This is a genomic window from Bacillus cereus group sp. RP29, assembly GCF_040459765.1.
In the GTDB taxonomy this organism is placed as follows: Bacteria; Bacillota; Bacilli; order Bacillales; family Bacillaceae_G; genus Bacillus_A; species Bacillus_A paranthracis.
In genome coordinates this window covers 106874-124019 of sequence record NZ_JARVHN010000002.1, presented here as the reverse complement: position 1 = coordinate 124019, position 17146 = coordinate 106874, and the positions used below count along the sequence as shown (strand labels likewise).

Genomic DNA, 17146 nt, shown 5'->3' with positions numbered 1-17146 from the left:
GATATACAGATAAATCCATTCATGTTGCAATGATGTTATTAAAGGTACAGTTAATACACGCATTTGATATTCGTAACGCAAAAGGTAAATTCACTATTTACACAAATGGCGGTAGTGGATTCAATTATAAATACGCTATACGATATGCTTTCAAAGTCATCGAATCAGAATTAGATGATGTTGTTAAACGTCTAGAAGAAAAAATCACTGAGAGACTATCCTCAGTGATTTTTTATGTATTAGAGTGGACGTTTGAATATAGGTCAGAATTTAAGACATGGATGCACAATGATAAATAAAACTGTGATTTTAATAAGACACTATGTCTTTTATAGTTTGTTATTTAATAAGCCATATTGTTTGTGTAAGAATGTACTTAAAGGGGCAGATAGTTGAAGAGGATAACGGAAGGTTAGTCCATTTACAGCTTGTAATGTGTTATTATTTGAGAAATTGGTTAAATGTTATATTGGAGGTCAAATTAGTAGCGTTGTCCCAACTTGGGATTAACGCTTTTTTATTTTGTAAAATTACTTAAAGATGGCGGAATGATAATTGATTTTATTTCTTTGAATTCAATTGTTTAAAGCGTGACCGATTCATTTTAATGTGCGTCTAAGTTTATAGAAAAGGGGGAACAGTTTTGGAACAAAAGGAACTAACTGAATGGTTTAATAAATATGGTGATTCGATTCTAACTTACACTCTTTTAATGGTGCGAGACTATCAACAAGCGGAGGATTTAACACAGGAAACTTTTATAAAAGCATATAGACATCAACAGCAATTTGAACAGAAATCATCTGTGAAAACATGGTTATTTTCAATTGCACATAATGTGACAAAGGACTATTTTAGAAAAAAGCACCCTATACAACATTATTTGGGTTTAACAATGGAAGAGAAAGACTACAAGCCAATACCTGAACAAATCGTAGCAATGAATTTTCAAAATGAACAATTATATAGAACTATTCAACAATTAAAACCTTCTTATAGGCATGTCATCATTTTGCGGAAGTTAAAAGAGTTTTCAACAAAAGAAACAGTCTTCGTTTTAAACTGGTCAGAAAGTAAAGTGAAAATGACTTTAAAAAGAGCGTTAGTTGAACTGAAAAATGAATTGATTAGAGGGGGGATTACCAATGAAATACTATGATGAACAATTTAGGGAATTAGAAGAACAACTAAAGATAACGGACAAATCCAAAGACCAACTTAGAAGTAAAATTTTGCAGAGTACACATAAAAATAAAAAACGTCATTTAAAATATTTCGGTTGGATTGCTGTAGCATGTGTGCTATTTATCATCACATCGCCGTTCTACTCAACGACAATGGCAAGTATTGTGGCGAAAGTTTTACCAATTTCTATCACTCCTAATTTTTCAGATGGTCAGTATAATCCCGATTTAACATCTCGACTCTTTGAATTAATTGAAAAGGAAGGTTACACTGTTAATTCTGTGGGGATAACACCATCTCCATATACAATTGAAATTTCACTATTTTTGAAAGGTTCTACATTAAAACAAGCAACAAATGACCTTGAACCAAAGATAACGAATTATCTATATGAAAATGGCTATGACAAATATGAATTAAAGGTTTCAGAAGCAACTGAAGTACCTCGAGATGAACAAGGCGATGAAACAAACAGTCTTTATGACAAGGTACGTAAGATTGTGAAGGAAGTATTCACATCATATGGATATGATGAAGAAGCAGATTATGAATTAGCAGGTCTTAATGAAACATGGTTTTCTAACATTGTTACAATTGATATGCCTGACCATATTCAGGAGTCAACTGAAATTATTGCGGATATCGAAAAAGAAATAGAGTCACAAAATTTAGATGTAAAAGATATTGAAGTGAATACGTTTAACTTTGAACATCGTATGCAAGATAATCGCTGGGCATTATATTGCATCTGAAATATATGCTGCAATGGCAGGGAAATCGACTTATCAACTAACAGGATTATCTTATAAAGTGAGGAAAGGGCATTCCTATGTTTCAATTAAAACGGATTTAGATAAACCACCTTCTGAAGAAACAATTGAAGGAATTGAATTAGCGATACAAGAATATTTAGCTTTGCCAGAAACAAAAGAAAAAATTCAAAATGATGATTATACGATTCAATTATTGTTAAAGGATGAAGAATCGTTTGTTAAAATAACAAACTAAATATAACGCTTTACATAAGGAGGTGTTTGGCATTTTAGTTAGTATTAGAACTATAATACTTCGGTTGGCTAACGATACTTTAATCGTGACTAAACTTGACCGTTTTGCAAGAAGTATGACACAAGGGTCTGAAACTGTTAAAGAATTGATAGATAAGGGTATCAAAGTACATATACTCAACATTGGAATAATGGATAATACACCAGCAAGCAAACTAATACGAAACATCTTCTTTTCTTTTGCTGAATTTGAACGTGATATGATTGTAGAACGTACTCAAGAGGGCAAAGCAATAGCTAAACAACGTGAGGATTTTAGGGAAGGACGTCCTAATAAATACAGCAAAAAACAAATAGAACACGCTTTGATGCAACTGGGAACACATTCATATAAGCAAGTAGAGGAAATGACAGGTATTAGTAAAAGCACGCTAATACGTGCAAAAAGAAAGACTAACAGCTAATGCTGGTGGTCTCTTTTTTCATACCCTAACTAAGAATAAGTGTTCTATCCTTGATACATCTAGCATTGTGCAAAACAAATATTTTCAGACTGTACAAATATGCACAACAAGGACGTAGAATTTTAGCCAATATAATAGCCAGTGGGTAATATTAAACCCTCCAGCTAATTAAATACTTTCCTAATCAGGCATAATTCAATATTTTGCGTCATAACTTTATTTGCTATTTCATTATCATCGAACAGCATACCCACTCTTAAGACAGCCTTTTTAGTAAAAGTACCATTTGAATACCCGTCTGAGGTCAATTCATCGAGGTGACTAAAGACAAGTTGAGTAATGACCATAACATTTTTAATTGTTAAGAAACGTATTCAAGCCCTTGATATAACTAACTGTATGACCCCGGAGAGGATCGAACTTACGCCCCCCACTCTGTCAATTTATATGCTTGGAATGTACATATAGTTATATGTAACTATTAATCATAAGAATATCCAGTCTCAGTTATCATCTATTCTTTTTTAATTGGCAATGCAATGTTTCAAACGTGTAATATTAATTTAATTAGAATCAAAAACATGAGTTTAGTACAGTACTAAACTCATGTTCTAGAGGTTATTTATTTTTTATACTTATCCTCTTTAATATTCTCGTAATCAAATACCCAAATAACACTGTCCTTAATTAAATATTCATTAGACGTTTCATCATCGTAGGAGGTAACTTTTCGGACATCTAGTAAATTATTTAATAATAATTCTTTTTCTGTGGCAGATAGAGTATTTATTTCATCTTCTAGCCAAATAGAAACTAAATGATATGCTCGCCAATTGAGAGCGATGTCATTTAAAAATAACGGCTTTTCTAATTGAGTTTGATATTCGACGAATTTATTTTTATATTCTACTATTTGTTCCTCTAAAGCTAGAATTAACTGGGAATCTAATAAATCATTTTCATTTATGTGTAATCTTAAATAAAAGTGACTAAACTTAGATTCGGCGGCCAACTTCCAACTTTGAAAAACTTCAATTAATGCACAAATAACTTTCCTCTTATACCAAATTGGTAAATCTCGTTTGTCTAGATAATTAAAAGTCTTTACATAATCAAAATGGTTTACCTCTAAAAATTTATTATCAAATTGACTATTCTCTACCTTCCATTGATTCAGCTTTCTTACTCTTCTTTTCCAACCTCTAATTTTTTTCAAGAAATAGTACACCTCTGTTCAAACTATTATATTTTTATAGATCTACCTTTAACGGGACCTTTAATCATCTCACCAGTAAGGGGGTCCATACTTCCTAGATGCTTACCTTTACTATTATAAACCTCAATGTCATTATGAGTATGATCCCATTCATAGTATTTCTTTTTTGAACCTTTACCACTAGTTTTTGTTTTTCCTTTATGTGATGATAGACCTTTCCACACTGGGCTATTAGATTTTGTTAGTTGCTTAGAAACTTGTCTTAAAGCAGTTTTTCCCCACTTTTTAATAGCAGCTTGTATACCTACTCTGGCTACTAAAGCTAATACCACTGGAACGGCTGGTATTACAGAAGCCTGAAGTTTTGTTGTATCGTACTCGTATATTTCCCCAGTTTTTTGATCTTTAAAGTTGGCGATGAATACTTCTTCATTCGATTCAATTACTTCAACATCAAAATTTACTTTTATTTCTTCCCCATTTTCATCAATAAAGTTTCCATTAACCTGGACATCACCTGTTTCTTTATCTAAAGAAACATCCGTTGATGCGGTAAAATCTACGGCATTTACTGCACTTTCTACTATGATTTCTGCACTATTATCTGTAATAACATCAACATTTACGCCTTCTGAAATGCTGCTATCAACTTGTCGTTCTATATTTTGATCAATTAGATTTGTTTCTTGTGTTGCAGCATTAGCTTCTTGAACAATAATCCCTAAATTAGGAATTAAAGTAATAAATAAAGTCAATATCATTATTTTTATTAACGATTTTTGCATCTTTAGTCACTCCTAGTCATTTTTGGATTAAACCATGGCCAAATTCATTATCATAACCCTTACTTCCTAGATCTATTGAACGCTCAATTAAAGTTTTTTTAATTTGGTCCAAGTTAAGCTTATTGTCACTCTCAGCTAATAATACAGATATAACACCTGTTGCAAATGCAGTAGCAAACGATGTTCCACTATATATGGAATAACCTCCATCTTGATTTGTTGACAATATATCAACTCCTGGGGCTGCAAAATCTATTTTTCCTTTGGCAGATGAGCTAGCACGTTTAAATTCCTTATTTACTGATGATATTGATATAACATTTTCATACTTAGCAGGATAGTCTACGCTCAAACCATAGGTATTACCGGAAGCTGCTACTACAATAATTCCAGAATCTACTGCTTCATCTATTGCTTTTTTTAATTCAGGACTTTCAGATTGTAAGCCAAAGCTAATGTTTAATATATTAACTTGTTGTTCTATACACCAACGTATCCCCTTAATAAGATGATCAACATCGCCTTTACCTTGATTATTAAGGACTGTGACGTCATAGAGTAGAACGTTTGGAACTACACCTAAAATTCCTAAATTATTATTTTCAGCAGCTATGATTCCAGCAATAGCAGTTCCATGGCCAGTTTCATCAGTAATAGGAGTATTTAAATTAATAGTATTAAATTCTTTTACAACTTTACCTTTTAAATCTTCATGTTCTTTATATATACCACTATCCAAAATAGCAACCTTGATTGTATTTTGAATATGAGTAAATTTATCTTCTATTACAGCCTTTCTTCCCCAAGTTACAGATTGTTTTTTCGTTTTGTAGGGAATATTAGATTTTGTTTTTGATAATGTAGACTCACTATAAAAAAGAAAATAAAAAAGTGAACTACACAAAACTAGTCCTGTTAGTATAAGAATTAAAATCTTTTTAACCTTATTCACCTCTTTTCTACATTTTTTCAAGGTAAGCATTGTAATTAACACTATGTAATCTAAATATAAAAATAACATGTATAAAAAAGTTTTATAACACTGCAAATCATTTCTTTTTTATGTTAATATTTCCATATGGTAATTGGTATAATTAATGTAATTTACTATACATGATATTAATGATGTAGTATGTTCATTTATCGTAAGATCAATGAAATTAAGGACCGAAATCTTTTGGTTATACATAAATGTCACTGTAAAAAATGCATTAAAAAAGCTCTTGAACCAAATCAATTGATTTCGGGAGCTCTTTTTGTACTGAGATATATTCAATTTTAAAGAATATATAGGTAATAATAGAGGTATTGTTTCAAACTAGATTAAAGAACATCATTTTTTACAGTAACAGTTGTAAATATGGACATGAAATAAAGTCACGATGTTTATAAGAAGGATTTGATGCTATATCTTTTTAATTAAAGGATTCTAAATATGTTTTGATCAAAATTTTTTATGAAAATTGAACATTTAGTCACAGAGAAAGATTCTATTTTGATGAATTTTTTTTCAAAATGGAGTCTGTTTGTTTAACACAGAATGTGGATTTGTAAGAGGTGATTAATCAAACTTTACTCGAAACCTATGTTAATATTTTGAAGGGAGTAGAGATAATGAAAAAGTTAATTGCTTTAATTACTACTGTTATGCTTTTTACTGTAGTAGGACCCACTTTGGCTGAAACTGTTGAATTATCACAACCAAAAAATAATACTCATTTAACAAATGAGCAATTATTAAACCTTGATTCGTCAAATTTAGTAGAAAATCAAAAAATTGAACAAGTTGATTCTACTATGACGACAGAAGAAGCCATGGAATTGGAACAAGAAATCCTTAGTTTAGATGAAACAGAACTTTTAATTGATGCAGAAACTTGGGCATATCGTGATACTATTAATCCAGATTTCGATGTTCAAGAATTACTATTAGAAGAACAAAAACTTGAGGCAGAATTATATGCAACTCCTGAAGTTACTGCTTTATTTAAAAAGTATGGAATGCCTGCAATTCGTGCTACATGGCATCTTGCTGAACGTATGTATGAACGTGGTGTTTCACCTGTTCAAGGTTTCAATGCAGCTACAAAAGGGAAGAAATATTATGATCCAATATATAATTCCGCAGTCTATTACTATAAGGGTGTAGCAGTAGCAAGAAAAGGAAATTCTTTAACAACAACTTATAAAACATCTTCTCCAAAAAGTCGCTGGAGGTAAGACAGAAGAAATGAAACCAAGAATTACTTATGATATTGAATCAAAATTAGCTTATTTATACACTTTATCTTCAACAGCTCAATATAAAATTCAACTTACTGATGAATTAGAAGTCAACGAATATTTAGAATTAGATATCGATGAACAGGATAGAATTGTTGGTATCGAGGTATTTGGTCCAATTGCTTTAGAGTTATCTAAATTAGCAGGCTCTACACAGATATATACTAAAGATGGTGGTATCTATTCTTTCCGCTTAAATAAGCAAGAAGTGAATCAAAAATTTCATTATAAAGGGATTGATTTTTGTTTCTCGGATGAAAAATTTGAAAGTTTTGTAGGGTTAGATATTGTAGACTTAAATAAATATGATATTAGCCTTTTAGATCAAATTTTAATACCATAAAAAAATCTCCATATTGGAGGTTTTTTATGGTATTAATTGTTACTTAAGTTCAACTTTGTTAAGAATTTCATTTAATTTTTAACAAAGTTGATAATGTATTGTTATGGAAGTTAGTAGATGTAGGTGCGCACGGCAAAGATTACTACTTTTAGAGGCCACTCGCCACTTTCAAAAAGTTAACAGAGCTGGAATTCCGTTAACTTTTTGAAATGAATTTACGGAACATATTAAAAAAAAGCGTTCTTGAAAACTCCAAATCTAATTACCTTAAAGTCAAAATTTTATTATACATTTCAAAGTTTTTTATAAGTGGCCCGAAAAAGGGCAAATTGTTGCCGTGCCCCGACAAGGGACAGTTAAAGCTTCCCTGATTTTCAAAAAATTATCATCTTATCCTAGAAAGAATAGTTTATCTATTGCGCTTCGTGAGATTGGCCGGATAGAACGAAGTTTATATATGTTAAAATGGATATAAGATCCTGAGCATAGAAGAAAAGTTCAGGTTGAGTTAAATAAAGGCGAAAGTAAAACATCTTTGGCTAGAGCTGTATTCTTTAATCAATTAGGAGAAATTCGTGATCGATCCTATGAAGATCAATTACATCGTGCAAGTGGACTTCAACTCATTATTTCTGCGATTGTAACCTGGAATTCTATCTATATCTCTCGTGCAATTGAAACGTTACGGAGTAAAGGTATTCATATTCCAGAGGAATATATTCAGCACATCTCTCCATTAGGCTGGGAATATATCGCACTTACAGGAGATTATATTTGGAATTTAAATCAAAAAGTGAATTTTGAAATCTTACGGCCACTACGAAAAAATAGAATAAAACAGAAATAAAAACACAGGGAAAATCATTTTCTCTGTGTTTTTATTTCTCAATAATATGTGAAAATATTCCTTAATGTGCAATTTTCTTTTTTCGGTCGTGTGACCCCTTTTTGTCATTAATTTTCAGCACACCATAGCTCAATTTCTATTTTTAATTCAGGTAATCCTAATGCTGTTATATATGCAATTGTCATAGATGGGGATTCATTATCAAAAAACTTAATCCATTTAAGGTCGAAATAATCCCAGTCTATCTCTTCAGTCGCCCAGATATTAACCTTAATAACGTTTTTTTGAGACAACCCCTCTGATTCAAGAATCTTTTTCATGTTTGCAAAAGTATTAGCTATTTGGTCGTTTAAACTCTTCGGAACATTGCCTTTCATATCTGTTCCTACTTGACCTGATGTTACTATTAAGGCTGCCCCATTAGGCACTCTAGTGATATGACTGTAGTCGCCTAATGGTTTTGGCATTAGCTTAGGGTTTTTTCTAATAATTTTTTTCATAATATTACCTCACTCGTTATAAATTTTCTGCATATCTTCTTAAATAATTAGACAGACTCCACCAATTACTATTTTTCTAAAAGAAAACTGCAGTCGAGTACCCATAACCCATAGATAAAAGCACAAGTATTCTCTTTTTCATGGTATGGACACTCCCTTTCTTTATAATGTAAGTAAAAGTATATATTAGAAAATTGGTAATAGCTTTTATAGAATTAAATTTACCATACTAGAGTATACGCTAACAAAATTTAATTGAATATCTTGAAGAAGATACTCTTCAACTAACAGATGCTTTAGTGGAATAAGGAGCTTAAAAATAAGCAAACTTTTTTATAAAAAACAGCTCTTTAAAATGAAAGATTGAAGGTTTTTTAAATGAAAACAACCTAAATCTCGGATACATAGATCATTCGCTGTCACAGTTGGGACACACAGAGAGCCGTAAGTGCAATCATGTTGTTTGTATGAATATGTAGGAACTGTCCACTTAACAAATCATACTCAAGTTGAATTTTTATCCCAGCTGTATGGCTGCATCCTCCTGGACCTGGAGAAACTAATATACAATTGTTACTCTTTCCTGAAGACAAACCAAAACCAAAAAAGAAGTCTGTTAATCGAATTGATTATATTCCCGACTATGTATTAGAGCAACTTTTTAAGCACATTAATGATTTGCATAAAGAGGTGATTCCTGTGGTTTGGATTGCGTTTAAAACAGGACATAGAATATCAGATGTATTAGGTGTAACCTCTGATTGTTTAGTAAAACTTAGTGGACAATATTCTATTGAAACGGATATTGCAAAAACATATGTACAAGGGCATCGAATCCCAATTGATGATGAATTAGCAGATATTCTAACTATACAGGAACTGCTGGCACATACCTCACCCGAAACGACCTTACGGTATGCCAAACTGTTGGATGAAACGAAGCGAAAAGCATTTGAATCGATTATCAACCAAGGTGTGTTCAGTTTTAACTTAAATGGCGAGGTGCAAGAAATTAAAGCAGGCGAAGACATCCCAGAGGACATACTGGGCGCTCTTTGGCAATCATAAGCTGAACGCGATGGACAACCCGTACGGGACGTGTCATGCCCGACTGAAAGGGAATTGTCCTCATATGGAAGCGCCTCCTTTCCTTACGTGTAAGGACTTGGCAATGGGCTTTTCAGAATATGATGTACAAAAGTATGTGCTTCACGTAAAAACAACATCTAAATCCATTGAGATTGCAAAACAACACGGCCGGGATGATATGTTAGAAAAACAAGAGAGAAACCTACAACGTTATCATGACATTTTAAACAATATCCGCGAAGGTAATATTATCTTTGGAAGACAAAATCGGATGAAAAAGAAGTAAGGTGTGAAAAAATGACTAATTGTAACCGCAAAGAGCAACTGAAAGCAATCCATGCATCAAAAAAGGTAATTACTTCACAAAAGGTGGATAAAGCTATCCAAAGGCTCTTGCGAGCAAATAATCCTATCAATTTTAATAGTGTGGCAAGCGACGCTATACAACAACGGTGCACTGCGTGAACGAATTGAATCTCTGCGCCAGCAATAATCTCAAGTTCCCACTCCAAAACAGGTGAAGCGAAAAATAGATGAAAACAATGAAGATGCAATTATGGCTTCTTTGAAACGTAAGATTAAGAAATTAGAAGAAGAGAAAAAACAATTGCGTGAACAATTAAAGGTTGCTATGCAGAAGTTTATAGAAAGGTTTGAGGGAATAAAGTTCCCCCCTCTTCCATTAACGAAGCAGAACCGTATTATAACAAATCCAAGTAAACCTAAAAAAGAGCTTTTAATCGGCTCTTTTTTAAGGCAATACTTCCTCATCCAGTATTTTTAATTTAATTTGCTATTTTATAGTATGTACAAGCCATATGATGAATAAATTTTTTAGAGGGAAAGGAAGTGTGTATATGTCATATGAGAGTGAAAATTATCCAAAAGGATTAAACCTGGATGATTTTATATCTGTTGGAGCGTTTGATTCTAACCTTGTAGGACCTACATTGCCACCAATCCCACCATTTACATTACCGACTGGAGCTACTGGTTCTACTGGGCCTACCGGAGACACTGATCCTACGGGAGTTACGGACCTACAGGACCTACAGGACCTACAGGTTCTACTGGAGCTCCCGGCGCTACAGCAACAACTTCTACAAAGGCTATCCTTTTTGGTGGTACTAATGCTGGATTTCAGCGCACAGCAGGATCACCTGGTGCAGATTCACAAACGCTCCCTTATGTAACAGCAGGAGCTGGTAGTATTGTTGGTTTTTCAGCTTCTATTAATGTAAATAACTTAGGTATAGGTGTATATCTACCACAAGTATGTGATAATGTACCTATTAATCTAGCTTCACCAGGGGTTGGTCAAATAGTATCTACACTTACCCTTACAGCCAATATTACTGGAACAATAGTATTTTTAATCAAACCAACTGATATTGGAGCACAGCCTGTAAAAGTATTTAATCCAAATCCAGTAGTTGCACCTGCAACAGTTACATGGACTAGTACGATACCTGGTAATCCAGTTGCAAGAACGGATGCTATATCACTTTTTATTACTCCGGGGATTACTCAAAGTGCTGTATACTCTGTATTTATATCTACTTCAATCTAAAAAAGTTACTATTTTAAATGTACAATTATTATAGTTGAAAAAATGAAAATACTGATGAACTTAACAAAAAAATAATCCTAAGAGCATATTTAGAATAATAGGAAGGAGTCCAAATAATATTGGACTCTTTTTTCGTCAATTAACTTATGGAACCAATCTAATAAGCTCTCATAAAGCACTATCTAGATTTTGTTTTTCTGTAGTAATTGCTAAATCTAATTATTATCATAGAAGTCATTTGGGGATCTTAAATTGAAATTGTTACACACTTTTTGCATCCGATAATAAATTATATGCAAAGGGGAATGAGGAGTGATTTAATAACATTTTTTATCAATTAGGTCTTGATAATTTTAATCGAATACCTTTTTAGTGTAATGTAATAAAAAATAATATATAAGGGTAAAACAGAATTATAAAAAATTACCACCATAAAATAGGGTGTAAGCTGGATTTTTAAAAAATAATCCTTTGCACGACATGTTTCCTTATAGGTGTGTAAAACACGAAATAGGAGGGTTATCAATTTGATAACAACAACTGATTGACTGAAAGTAGGAATGAAAACCGTCAGGTTGAGCTTAAAATACTTAGCTGATACTCCTACATGCAAGGCGTGATAGTAGTCACAAATTGTATGTAGCTAGGTGAAGTCGGCTGAACAAAACCTAAGTGAGAAATCATATGGTAATAGGTAGGTCGGAATGCTACAAAATATCTAGGATGAGAATGTCCAAATGGACTGGCGAACTTGCGAATACACATTTCTAAACGCTTAATGCATTAGAAATGTGTATGTCGTTAATGACGACGTTATCTACCGAAAAGTAAGAGTGAATAGTGTGAAAATTGGAACATCTAACGATGAGGATGTAAAGATAATGGGCTTAAAGTAAGCACCTAAGGATATATGTATAGCTAAGTCAACTGGAATGTGATAAGCCAGAAACTGTCACTATCGCCTACTAGCAGGTAGGTGCATATAAGGTCCTAACGAACCGAAATTGCTTTATTTTGTGAAGGTGGGGGACACAGTACCGACGAACCATGTAACAAATGTGGAAGGATATTCCCTAGTCTTGTTCTTTGAAAACTAAAGCAACTAGATGTAACTCACAGGATCGAGTAAGATGATGGGACTTTTCGTAAGAAAGTGGAATTAATACATCGGTGAGTGCAACATTGTTTGTAATCTAGTTGCTTTAGTATAAAAGAATAAGATGGGATACTGTATACGATGAAAGTTGCGCGTATAGTGTTAAGTGGGAGAAAAGATGGAGATAACTTCAAAGTCTTACCTATCACCAATACAAATGTGAACACAATTTAATGGTGTTCACATTTGTATTGGTGCTCTTATGAGAGCTTAATAAAACCGGTGTGTTTAATTTTTAGTGTATGTAATCCCCTCAAAAAATGATTATTAAATAAAAAGCACACGCACATAAAATTATGCCCTTTAAAATTGGATTTCTATGAATAGAAAATCACTATTCAATAATATATCCATATGTTTTTTAAGTATACGTGTCAAAACTAGCAGAAATGTTATTTTAAATGAGAAAGTCTCTTATTTAAGTAAGGGACTACCAAAAAGAATGACGTATTTCAAATATAAGTTATAATACGATGCGTCTCTAATGCTCTAAATATGGAACGGAAATATCTTTGTTTAAGTAGAAAAGTCCCAGAAGAATAGGAATTCTTTGAGGTTGATACAAAAAATGCTTTTTATTTTAATGTATTGAAATTTATATATTTGTGACATAAATGTGAACGAAAATGTAATTTGAGAAGTGGATTTGGGTATATAGTGTGGTTAATTTTATTTACTTTTAATATATTAGGATTAATGGATTGAATTCTTATCACTTTCTATCAACCAATTCATAAATTATTAATAGTTTGATAGAATATAAATGTTAACTAGAGGGGGAGTATATGTCAATGTGGAAAAGGCGAAAAAAGCAGCTAGAGCATATTTTAAAGAGGATAGAAGATAATAGGCGACTTGTTAGTATGAATTTACCAAGGAATACAATTGTAGAAAAACAAGTTACGATGATTGATTTGACAATAGATGATTTAGCAATTCTTCGAACGTTTCAGCCGTATATAGAAAAACATTTACACGAAATTGTCGAAACATTCTATGAAAGTTTAGTGTACGAACCGTCACTTATTCAAATTATTAAAGAGCATAGTAATATTAATCGATTAAAGGGGACACTCTCACGCCACATTCAAGAAATGTTTAGTGGTAAAATTGACGAAGGTTTTATTCAAAAAAGGAATGTAATTGCTCATGTACACGTGCGAATTGGTTTAGAGAGAACGTGGTATATGTGTGCGTTGCAAAATTTACTAAAATCATTTATTCAAATTATTAATAAACATACATATTTAAAAGAGGAATATCATCAACTTGTAACAGCTACTACAAAACTTGTTAGCTTAGAACAACAACTCGTCTTGGAAGCATATGAACAAGAACAAGGGAGACAACGGGAGGAAGAAGTGAAGAAAAAAGGTTTTTTACGCCAACAAGTAAGTAAGAGTATTGATGAGTTAGCTGTGATTAGTGAGCAGGCCAGCTGTTCTTTACAAGGAATTTCAACACAAGCTACAGAAATAACAGAATTAACTAAAGCGGGATTAGCTATTGCAGAAATGGCAGAATTGAAATCGAGTGAAGGAAATGGCAGATTAAATTCATTACAACAAATGATGCATACTACAAAACAGAGTATGTCGATGGTAAAACTAGAAGTGGTGGATTTAAAGGAGAAAGCAATCAAAATTAAGGAAATTGCCGTACTAGTAACGTCGATTGCAGAGCAAACAAATTTATTAGCACTTAATGCAGCTATTGAAGCAGCACGTGCGGGTGAGCGAGGTAAAGGATTTGCTGTCGTAGCCGGAGAAGTGAGGAAGTTAGCGGAGAGTACGAAGAAGGAAGTACAAGAAGTATTGGGATTAATTGATGGTATTAACCAAAAAGTATATAGCATTTCGGATTCTGTAATAAATACAAATGGATTAGTTGAACAAGGGGTAAAGGAAACAGATAAGACAAGTAGTTTTTTTGATGAAATTCTTACATCTATGCATCAATTAAAAGAGAAAAATCATCAAGTTAACAAAGATTTAGGAAAGCTAGGCTATGTTATTGGGGATATCTATGGTGCAGTCGATCAAATTGCGACGTCATCAGATCGCTTAGCTGAAGTAGCGAAAGGTATAACATAAAAAGATGAAGGCTGTGGAGAAAGTACGCCCCACAGTCTTGTTTTGCGTTTTAATCTTTTTTTATCTGTCAAAATTGTTAAAAGGAGAGATGCTTTATAGATAATAATTACCCGCATTAGTGTAATATATCGTTATCTAATAGTAAATTTTCTATACTGGGGTAGCGTCACATCGCTATCAAGCTAAGCTCATACAACGTCAATTATAGTAGAGGTTGTTTCTTTTTTCTAAAGGCTACGTGTAGGGAATTTAAAGATGTGCATGCGAAATAAATCCTATAAGATCACCGCTGCTAGGACCGTTGCATACTTTTTGATACGTCAAAAGTATTAGACAAAGGGAGAATAACCCTTATTAAGGGGTATTCAGTAGGGAAAGGGATATGGTGAAAAAAACGCGTATATAAGTGGCTTCATGAAAACTTACTTTTAATTAGTTTACATAACCTTTATTATAGGTAGTTCTATTTTTTAAAAAAATATCATCTCAAAAAGTTAAGTTATGACGTTTTATTGAGATGGTCTTGGAATTTTGTATTGTATCATTTATTAAATTAGTTAGTTAATTATTTGTTTTCTGTTGCAAATGGCATATTTGTTGCTATTTGTAATTTATCAGACGCTGCTGTATTAACATCTACATAAAAAATAATTGGATATTTCAAAATGAAGAGTATTCTTTTATTTTGAGACGAAACAAAGAAAAACAGACTTTTGATATCGTTATCCAACTGTAAACTTGCCCCTATTTGACAAGTTTCTTCTATTACTATTTCTCCTTAATCATTTGTTATTAATTGAAGAATAGCTCCATTATCTGTTCTTGTAGCTATATCTCCCTTTTCCTTTACTATATTCTATGAGAATCATCTAAGAGTTCGTTAAATCGGAATTTAACGAACACATCAGAAGATGCGAGTTACCCCCTCCCCCCCATTGTACAAATGTACAAAGACATGAGAATAGATACTCTTTAGACAAGAAAGTGGCTACTTCTGTTTTTATTATTGTTTTTAGACAAGAAAATAAGTATTAAACGAATCATCTTTATTGGTAATTCGATATTTTACGTTATTAATTAGTATCCAGTTTCATTTCCTACTGCATAAAAACATGTTTTACGATAAAGAAAAAGAATCCATTTTGAAAAAAGATTAATCAAAATAGATTCTCGTGTTAGACATATAAAATTAGTTTTTATACAAGGGTTTAATCTAAGATTCCAAAGAACCTTCTTAAATCAATATTTCATTAAATTTAACAAAGGTTTTTAATTTAAACTTTATTTTAAAGCTATAACTATATTTGTTGCTACCCTTATAGTTCTATTCTATTGTAATGCTCCAATCTCCATCTGCTTTTACTCCAAAACTATACATCCCTGAATCTTTGAAAACGTGAGAAGAAGAACCTTCATAAGAACCAATTTTATTCACTAATAAATTCTGATCGTTCACTTTAATAATAAAGTTTCTTGAACCCGTATGATTTAACTTAACAATATGATTTCCGCTTGGGATATTAATGGATACTACATCATCACCATGCCCGTTAATTGTCCCTGGAACCGATTCTGATACAAGTGGTGTTTCTTGCGTTATTGCTGCATTCCAATTACCACTCGATTTCACTTCTAAATAATATTCTCCGCTAGCCGGAATTGTAGTTGATACTTTTCCTTTATAGCTACCAATGGTATTTACTAACAATCCAGCGTCATTGCCACTAGCATTTTTTAAATGTACAATAAAGTTTCTTGAACCTGTATTATTAAAATCAAAAAATGCCAAGCCTGACTTTAGATTGACTTTATTTGTGACAGAATCACCAGATCCTTCTAATTTTTGTTTACTATTTTCGTATGATTCTTTTAGTTTCTTATTAGCTTCTTCTTTAGCAATTCTTTTTTCTTCGTTCATTCTATTTTCTTCTTCTTTAATGAAATTTCCTAAAGAAGGTTCGTCAGTTAATGTTTCTATTTTAGTAACTTCTTTTGCATTTAATACCACTACTACAATTTGTCCATCTTTAGTATCAAATGAGTACAAGTCGGCTGGATTGTAATTGTTATAGTTTCGAACTTTTATCTTACTGCCTTCTTTTTTTTCTTCAAATTCCTTTATACTCATCCCGATAGCAAACATTGATTTAATTTCTTCTGTACTATACTGTTTGTGAGTAGGTTCTCTAGATTCTTCTTTTGCATTTACTTTCCCCACATCTACAGCAGGTTTCTTTTGACTTGTAACATTTCCATCACTCCTTTCAACACTTGTACTATATGGAATTACGTTATCTAGTATTGTATATGTGGTAAATGCAATAAGAACCACAATGAAAGTTTTTAATTTCCCGGATTGTTTTTTTACAAATTGTAAAATTAGTTTTACTGTAGCGCATGCTCCAATAATAAACGTTATTGCAGCAAATCCACCTCTTACTCCAACAGAAAATCCAGATACGATTAAAGCAAGACCGAATGATATACCAGCAATTTTCAGCCATATGATAGCTGGTTTTTTTCTTATTTTCTGTATTAGTGAGTATACTAATAAACTGATTGAAGCAAACATTAAAATTGTTATCAAAATGTCCATACTATTAAGTTC

At 32.3% G+C, this 17146-nt stretch carries 14 protein-coding genes and 6 pseudogenes; 13 read left to right on the top strand and 7 right to left on the bottom strand.

The genetic code is table 11. The features are described from left to right. The first annotated feature begins 29 nt into the window (after positions 1-29). The 5 genes from QCI47_RS28810 (at position 30) to QCI47_RS28790 (ending at position 2656) form a co-directional block, all read left to right on the top strand. On the top strand, positions 30-299 hold the full coding sequence (locus QCI47_RS28810) for a hypothetical protein (protein WP_071742917.1): 270 nt from the start codon (positions 30-32) through the stop codon (positions 297-299). A gap of 344 nt (positions 300-643) precedes the next feature. After that, on the top strand, positions 644-1159 hold the full coding sequence (locus QCI47_RS28805) for an RNA polymerase sigma factor (protein WP_353812033.1): 516 nt from the start codon (positions 644-646) through the stop codon (positions 1157-1159). Continuing rightward, positions 1146-1937, top strand: coding sequence for a hypothetical protein (locus QCI47_RS28800; RefSeq protein ID WP_353812032.1), 792 nt, complete (start codon positions 1146-1148; stop codon positions 1935-1937). Before QCI47_RS28805 ends, QCI47_RS28800 begins: the two co-directional genes overlap by 14 nt. A 13-nt stretch (positions 1938-1950) precedes the next feature. Then, a complete protein-coding gene (locus QCI47_RS28795; RefSeq protein WP_353812031.1) occupies positions 1951-2193 on the top strand; it encodes a hypothetical protein in 243 nt (80 codons plus the stop codon). 22 nt (positions 2194-2215) lie between these two features. Next, positions 2216-2656, top strand: coding sequence for a recombinase family protein (locus tag QCI47_RS28790; RefSeq protein ID WP_241973566.1), 441 nt, complete (start codon positions 2216-2218; stop codon positions 2654-2656). A gap of 622 nt (positions 2657-3278) precedes the next feature. Here QCI47_RS28790 and QCI47_RS28785 read toward each other — a convergent pair. The 3 genes from QCI47_RS28785 to QCI47_RS28775 are packed head-to-tail and all read right to left on the bottom strand — an operon-like array spanning position 3279 to position 5651. Beyond that, positions 3279-3872, bottom strand: coding sequence for a hypothetical protein (locus tag QCI47_RS28785; protein WP_071742915.1), 594 nt, complete (start codon positions 3870-3872; stop codon positions 3279-3281). Positions 3873-3898: 26 nt separating this feature from the next. Next, complete coding sequence (locus QCI47_RS28780; RefSeq protein WP_061157529.1) at positions 3899-4657, bottom strand: SAR2788 family putative toxin; 759 nt, start codon at positions 4655-4657, stop codon at positions 3899-3901. A 16-nt stretch (positions 4658-4673) separates the two neighbouring features. Further along, positions 4674-5651 carry a S8 family peptidase gene (locus tag QCI47_RS28775; RefSeq protein ID WP_241973567.1) on the bottom strand — a complete coding sequence of 326 codons (978 nt, stop codon included), beginning with the start codon at positions 5649-5651 and terminating at the stop codon, positions 4674-4676. A 620-nt stretch (positions 5652-6271) separates the two neighbouring features. On the opposite strand from QCI47_RS28775, the gene QCI47_RS28770 reads away from it, so the two are divergent. From QCI47_RS28770 to QCI47_RS28760, 3 genes and pseudogenes are all read left to right on the top strand, one after another. After that, complete coding sequence (locus QCI47_RS28770) at positions 6272-6877, top strand: hypothetical protein (protein ID WP_061114607.1); 606 nt, start codon at positions 6272-6274, stop codon at positions 6875-6877. A gap of 10 nt (positions 6878-6887) precedes the next feature. Further along, entirely contained in the window at positions 6888-7283 is a 396-nt protein-coding gene (locus QCI47_RS28765) for a DUF2283 domain-containing protein (protein ID WP_061114608.1), read from the top strand. 319 nt (positions 7284-7602) lie between these two features. Then, positions 7603-8130: pseudogene (locus tag QCI47_RS28760) on the top strand (Tn3 family transposase); the annotation flags it as partial. A gap of 107 nt (positions 8131-8237) precedes the next feature. On the opposite strand, the gene QCI47_RS28755 reads toward QCI47_RS28760, so the two are convergent. Together QCI47_RS28755 and QCI47_RS28750 are read right to left on the bottom strand one after the other, a co-directional pair. Beyond that, positions 8238-8630, bottom strand: coding sequence for a RidA family protein (locus QCI47_RS28755; protein WP_061114610.1), 393 nt, complete (start codon positions 8628-8630; stop codon positions 8238-8240). A gap of 363 nt (positions 8631-8993) precedes the next feature. Further along, positions 8994-9190: pseudogene (locus QCI47_RS28750) on the bottom strand (IS4 family transposase); the annotation flags it as partial. Here QCI47_RS28750 and QCI47_RS28745 point away from each other — a divergent pair. From QCI47_RS28745 to QCI47_RS30355, 5 genes and pseudogenes are all read left to right on the top strand, one after another. Next, positions 9186-10005, top strand: a pseudogene (locus tag QCI47_RS28745) (site-specific integrase); the annotation flags it as partial. The pseudogenes QCI47_RS28750 and QCI47_RS28745 sit on opposite strands and share 5 nt — an antisense overlap. A gap of 11 nt (positions 10006-10016) precedes the next feature. Then, a pseudogene (locus QCI47_RS28740) lies at positions 10017-10376 on the top strand (DUF6262 family protein). Positions 10377-10576: 200 nt separating this feature from the next. Next, positions 10577-11289: pseudogene (locus QCI47_RS28735) on the top strand (exosporium leader peptide-containing protein). 1941 nt (positions 11290-13230) lie between these two features. Continuing rightward, positions 13231-13773: pseudogene (locus tag QCI47_RS30360) on the top strand (protoglobin domain-containing protein); the annotation flags it as partial. 186 nt (positions 13774-13959) lie between these two features. Continuing rightward, positions 13960-14538 carry a methyl-accepting chemotaxis protein gene (locus QCI47_RS30355; protein WP_370685186.1) on the top strand — a complete coding sequence of 193 codons (579 nt, stop codon included), beginning with the start codon at positions 13960-13962 and terminating at the stop codon, positions 14536-14538. 565 nt (positions 14539-15103) lie between these two features. Here QCI47_RS30355 and QCI47_RS28725 read toward each other — a convergent pair. Both QCI47_RS28725 and QCI47_RS28720 read right to left on the bottom strand, forming a co-directional pair. Further along, positions 15104-15268: a hypothetical protein gene (locus QCI47_RS28725; RefSeq protein WP_000368107.1), complete on the bottom strand. Its 165-nt coding sequence runs from the start codon at positions 15266-15268 to the stop codon at positions 15104-15106. A gap of 594 nt (positions 15269-15862) precedes the next feature. After that, complete coding sequence (locus QCI47_RS28720; RefSeq protein WP_000353217.1) at positions 15863-17134, bottom strand: hypothetical protein; 1272 nt, start codon at positions 17132-17134, stop codon at positions 15863-15865. Between the last annotated feature and the right edge of the window lie 12 nt (positions 17135-17146).

What these genes read in the sequence shown, in the direction of transcription:
- QCI47_RS28780 (WP_061157529.1), bottom strand. Translation starts at nt 4,657, where the DNA reads ATGCAAAAATCGTTAATAAAAATAATGATATTGACTTTATTTATTACT.
- QCI47_RS28800 (WP_353812032.1), top strand. Translation starts at nt 1,146, where the DNA reads ATGAAATACTATGATGAACAATTTAGGGAATTAGAAGAACAACTAAAG.
- QCI47_RS30355 (WP_370685186.1), top strand. Translation starts at nt 13,960, where the DNA reads ATGGCAGAATTGAAATCGAGTGAAGGAAATGGCAGATTAAATTCATTA.
- QCI47_RS28810 (WP_071742917.1), top strand. Translation starts at nt 30, where the DNA reads ATGATGTTATTAAAGGTACAGTTAATACACGCATTTGATATTCGTAAC.
- QCI47_RS28755 (WP_061114610.1), bottom strand. Translation starts at nt 8,630, where the DNA reads ATGAAAAAAATTATTAGAAAAAACCCTAAGCTAATGCCAAAACCATTA.
- QCI47_RS28795 (WP_353812031.1), top strand. Translation starts at nt 1,951, where the DNA reads ATGGCAGGGAAATCGACTTATCAACTAACAGGATTATCTTATAAAGTG.
- QCI47_RS28770 (WP_061114607.1), top strand. Translation starts at nt 6,272, where the DNA reads ATGAAAAAGTTAATTGCTTTAATTACTACTGTTATGCTTTTTACTGTA.
- QCI47_RS28720 (WP_000353217.1), bottom strand. Translation starts at nt 17,134, where the DNA reads ATGGACATTTTGATAACAATTTTAATGTTTGCTTCAATCAGTTTATTA.
- QCI47_RS28765 (WP_061114608.1), top strand. Translation starts at nt 6,888, where the DNA reads ATGAAACCAAGAATTACTTATGATATTGAATCAAAATTAGCTTATTTA.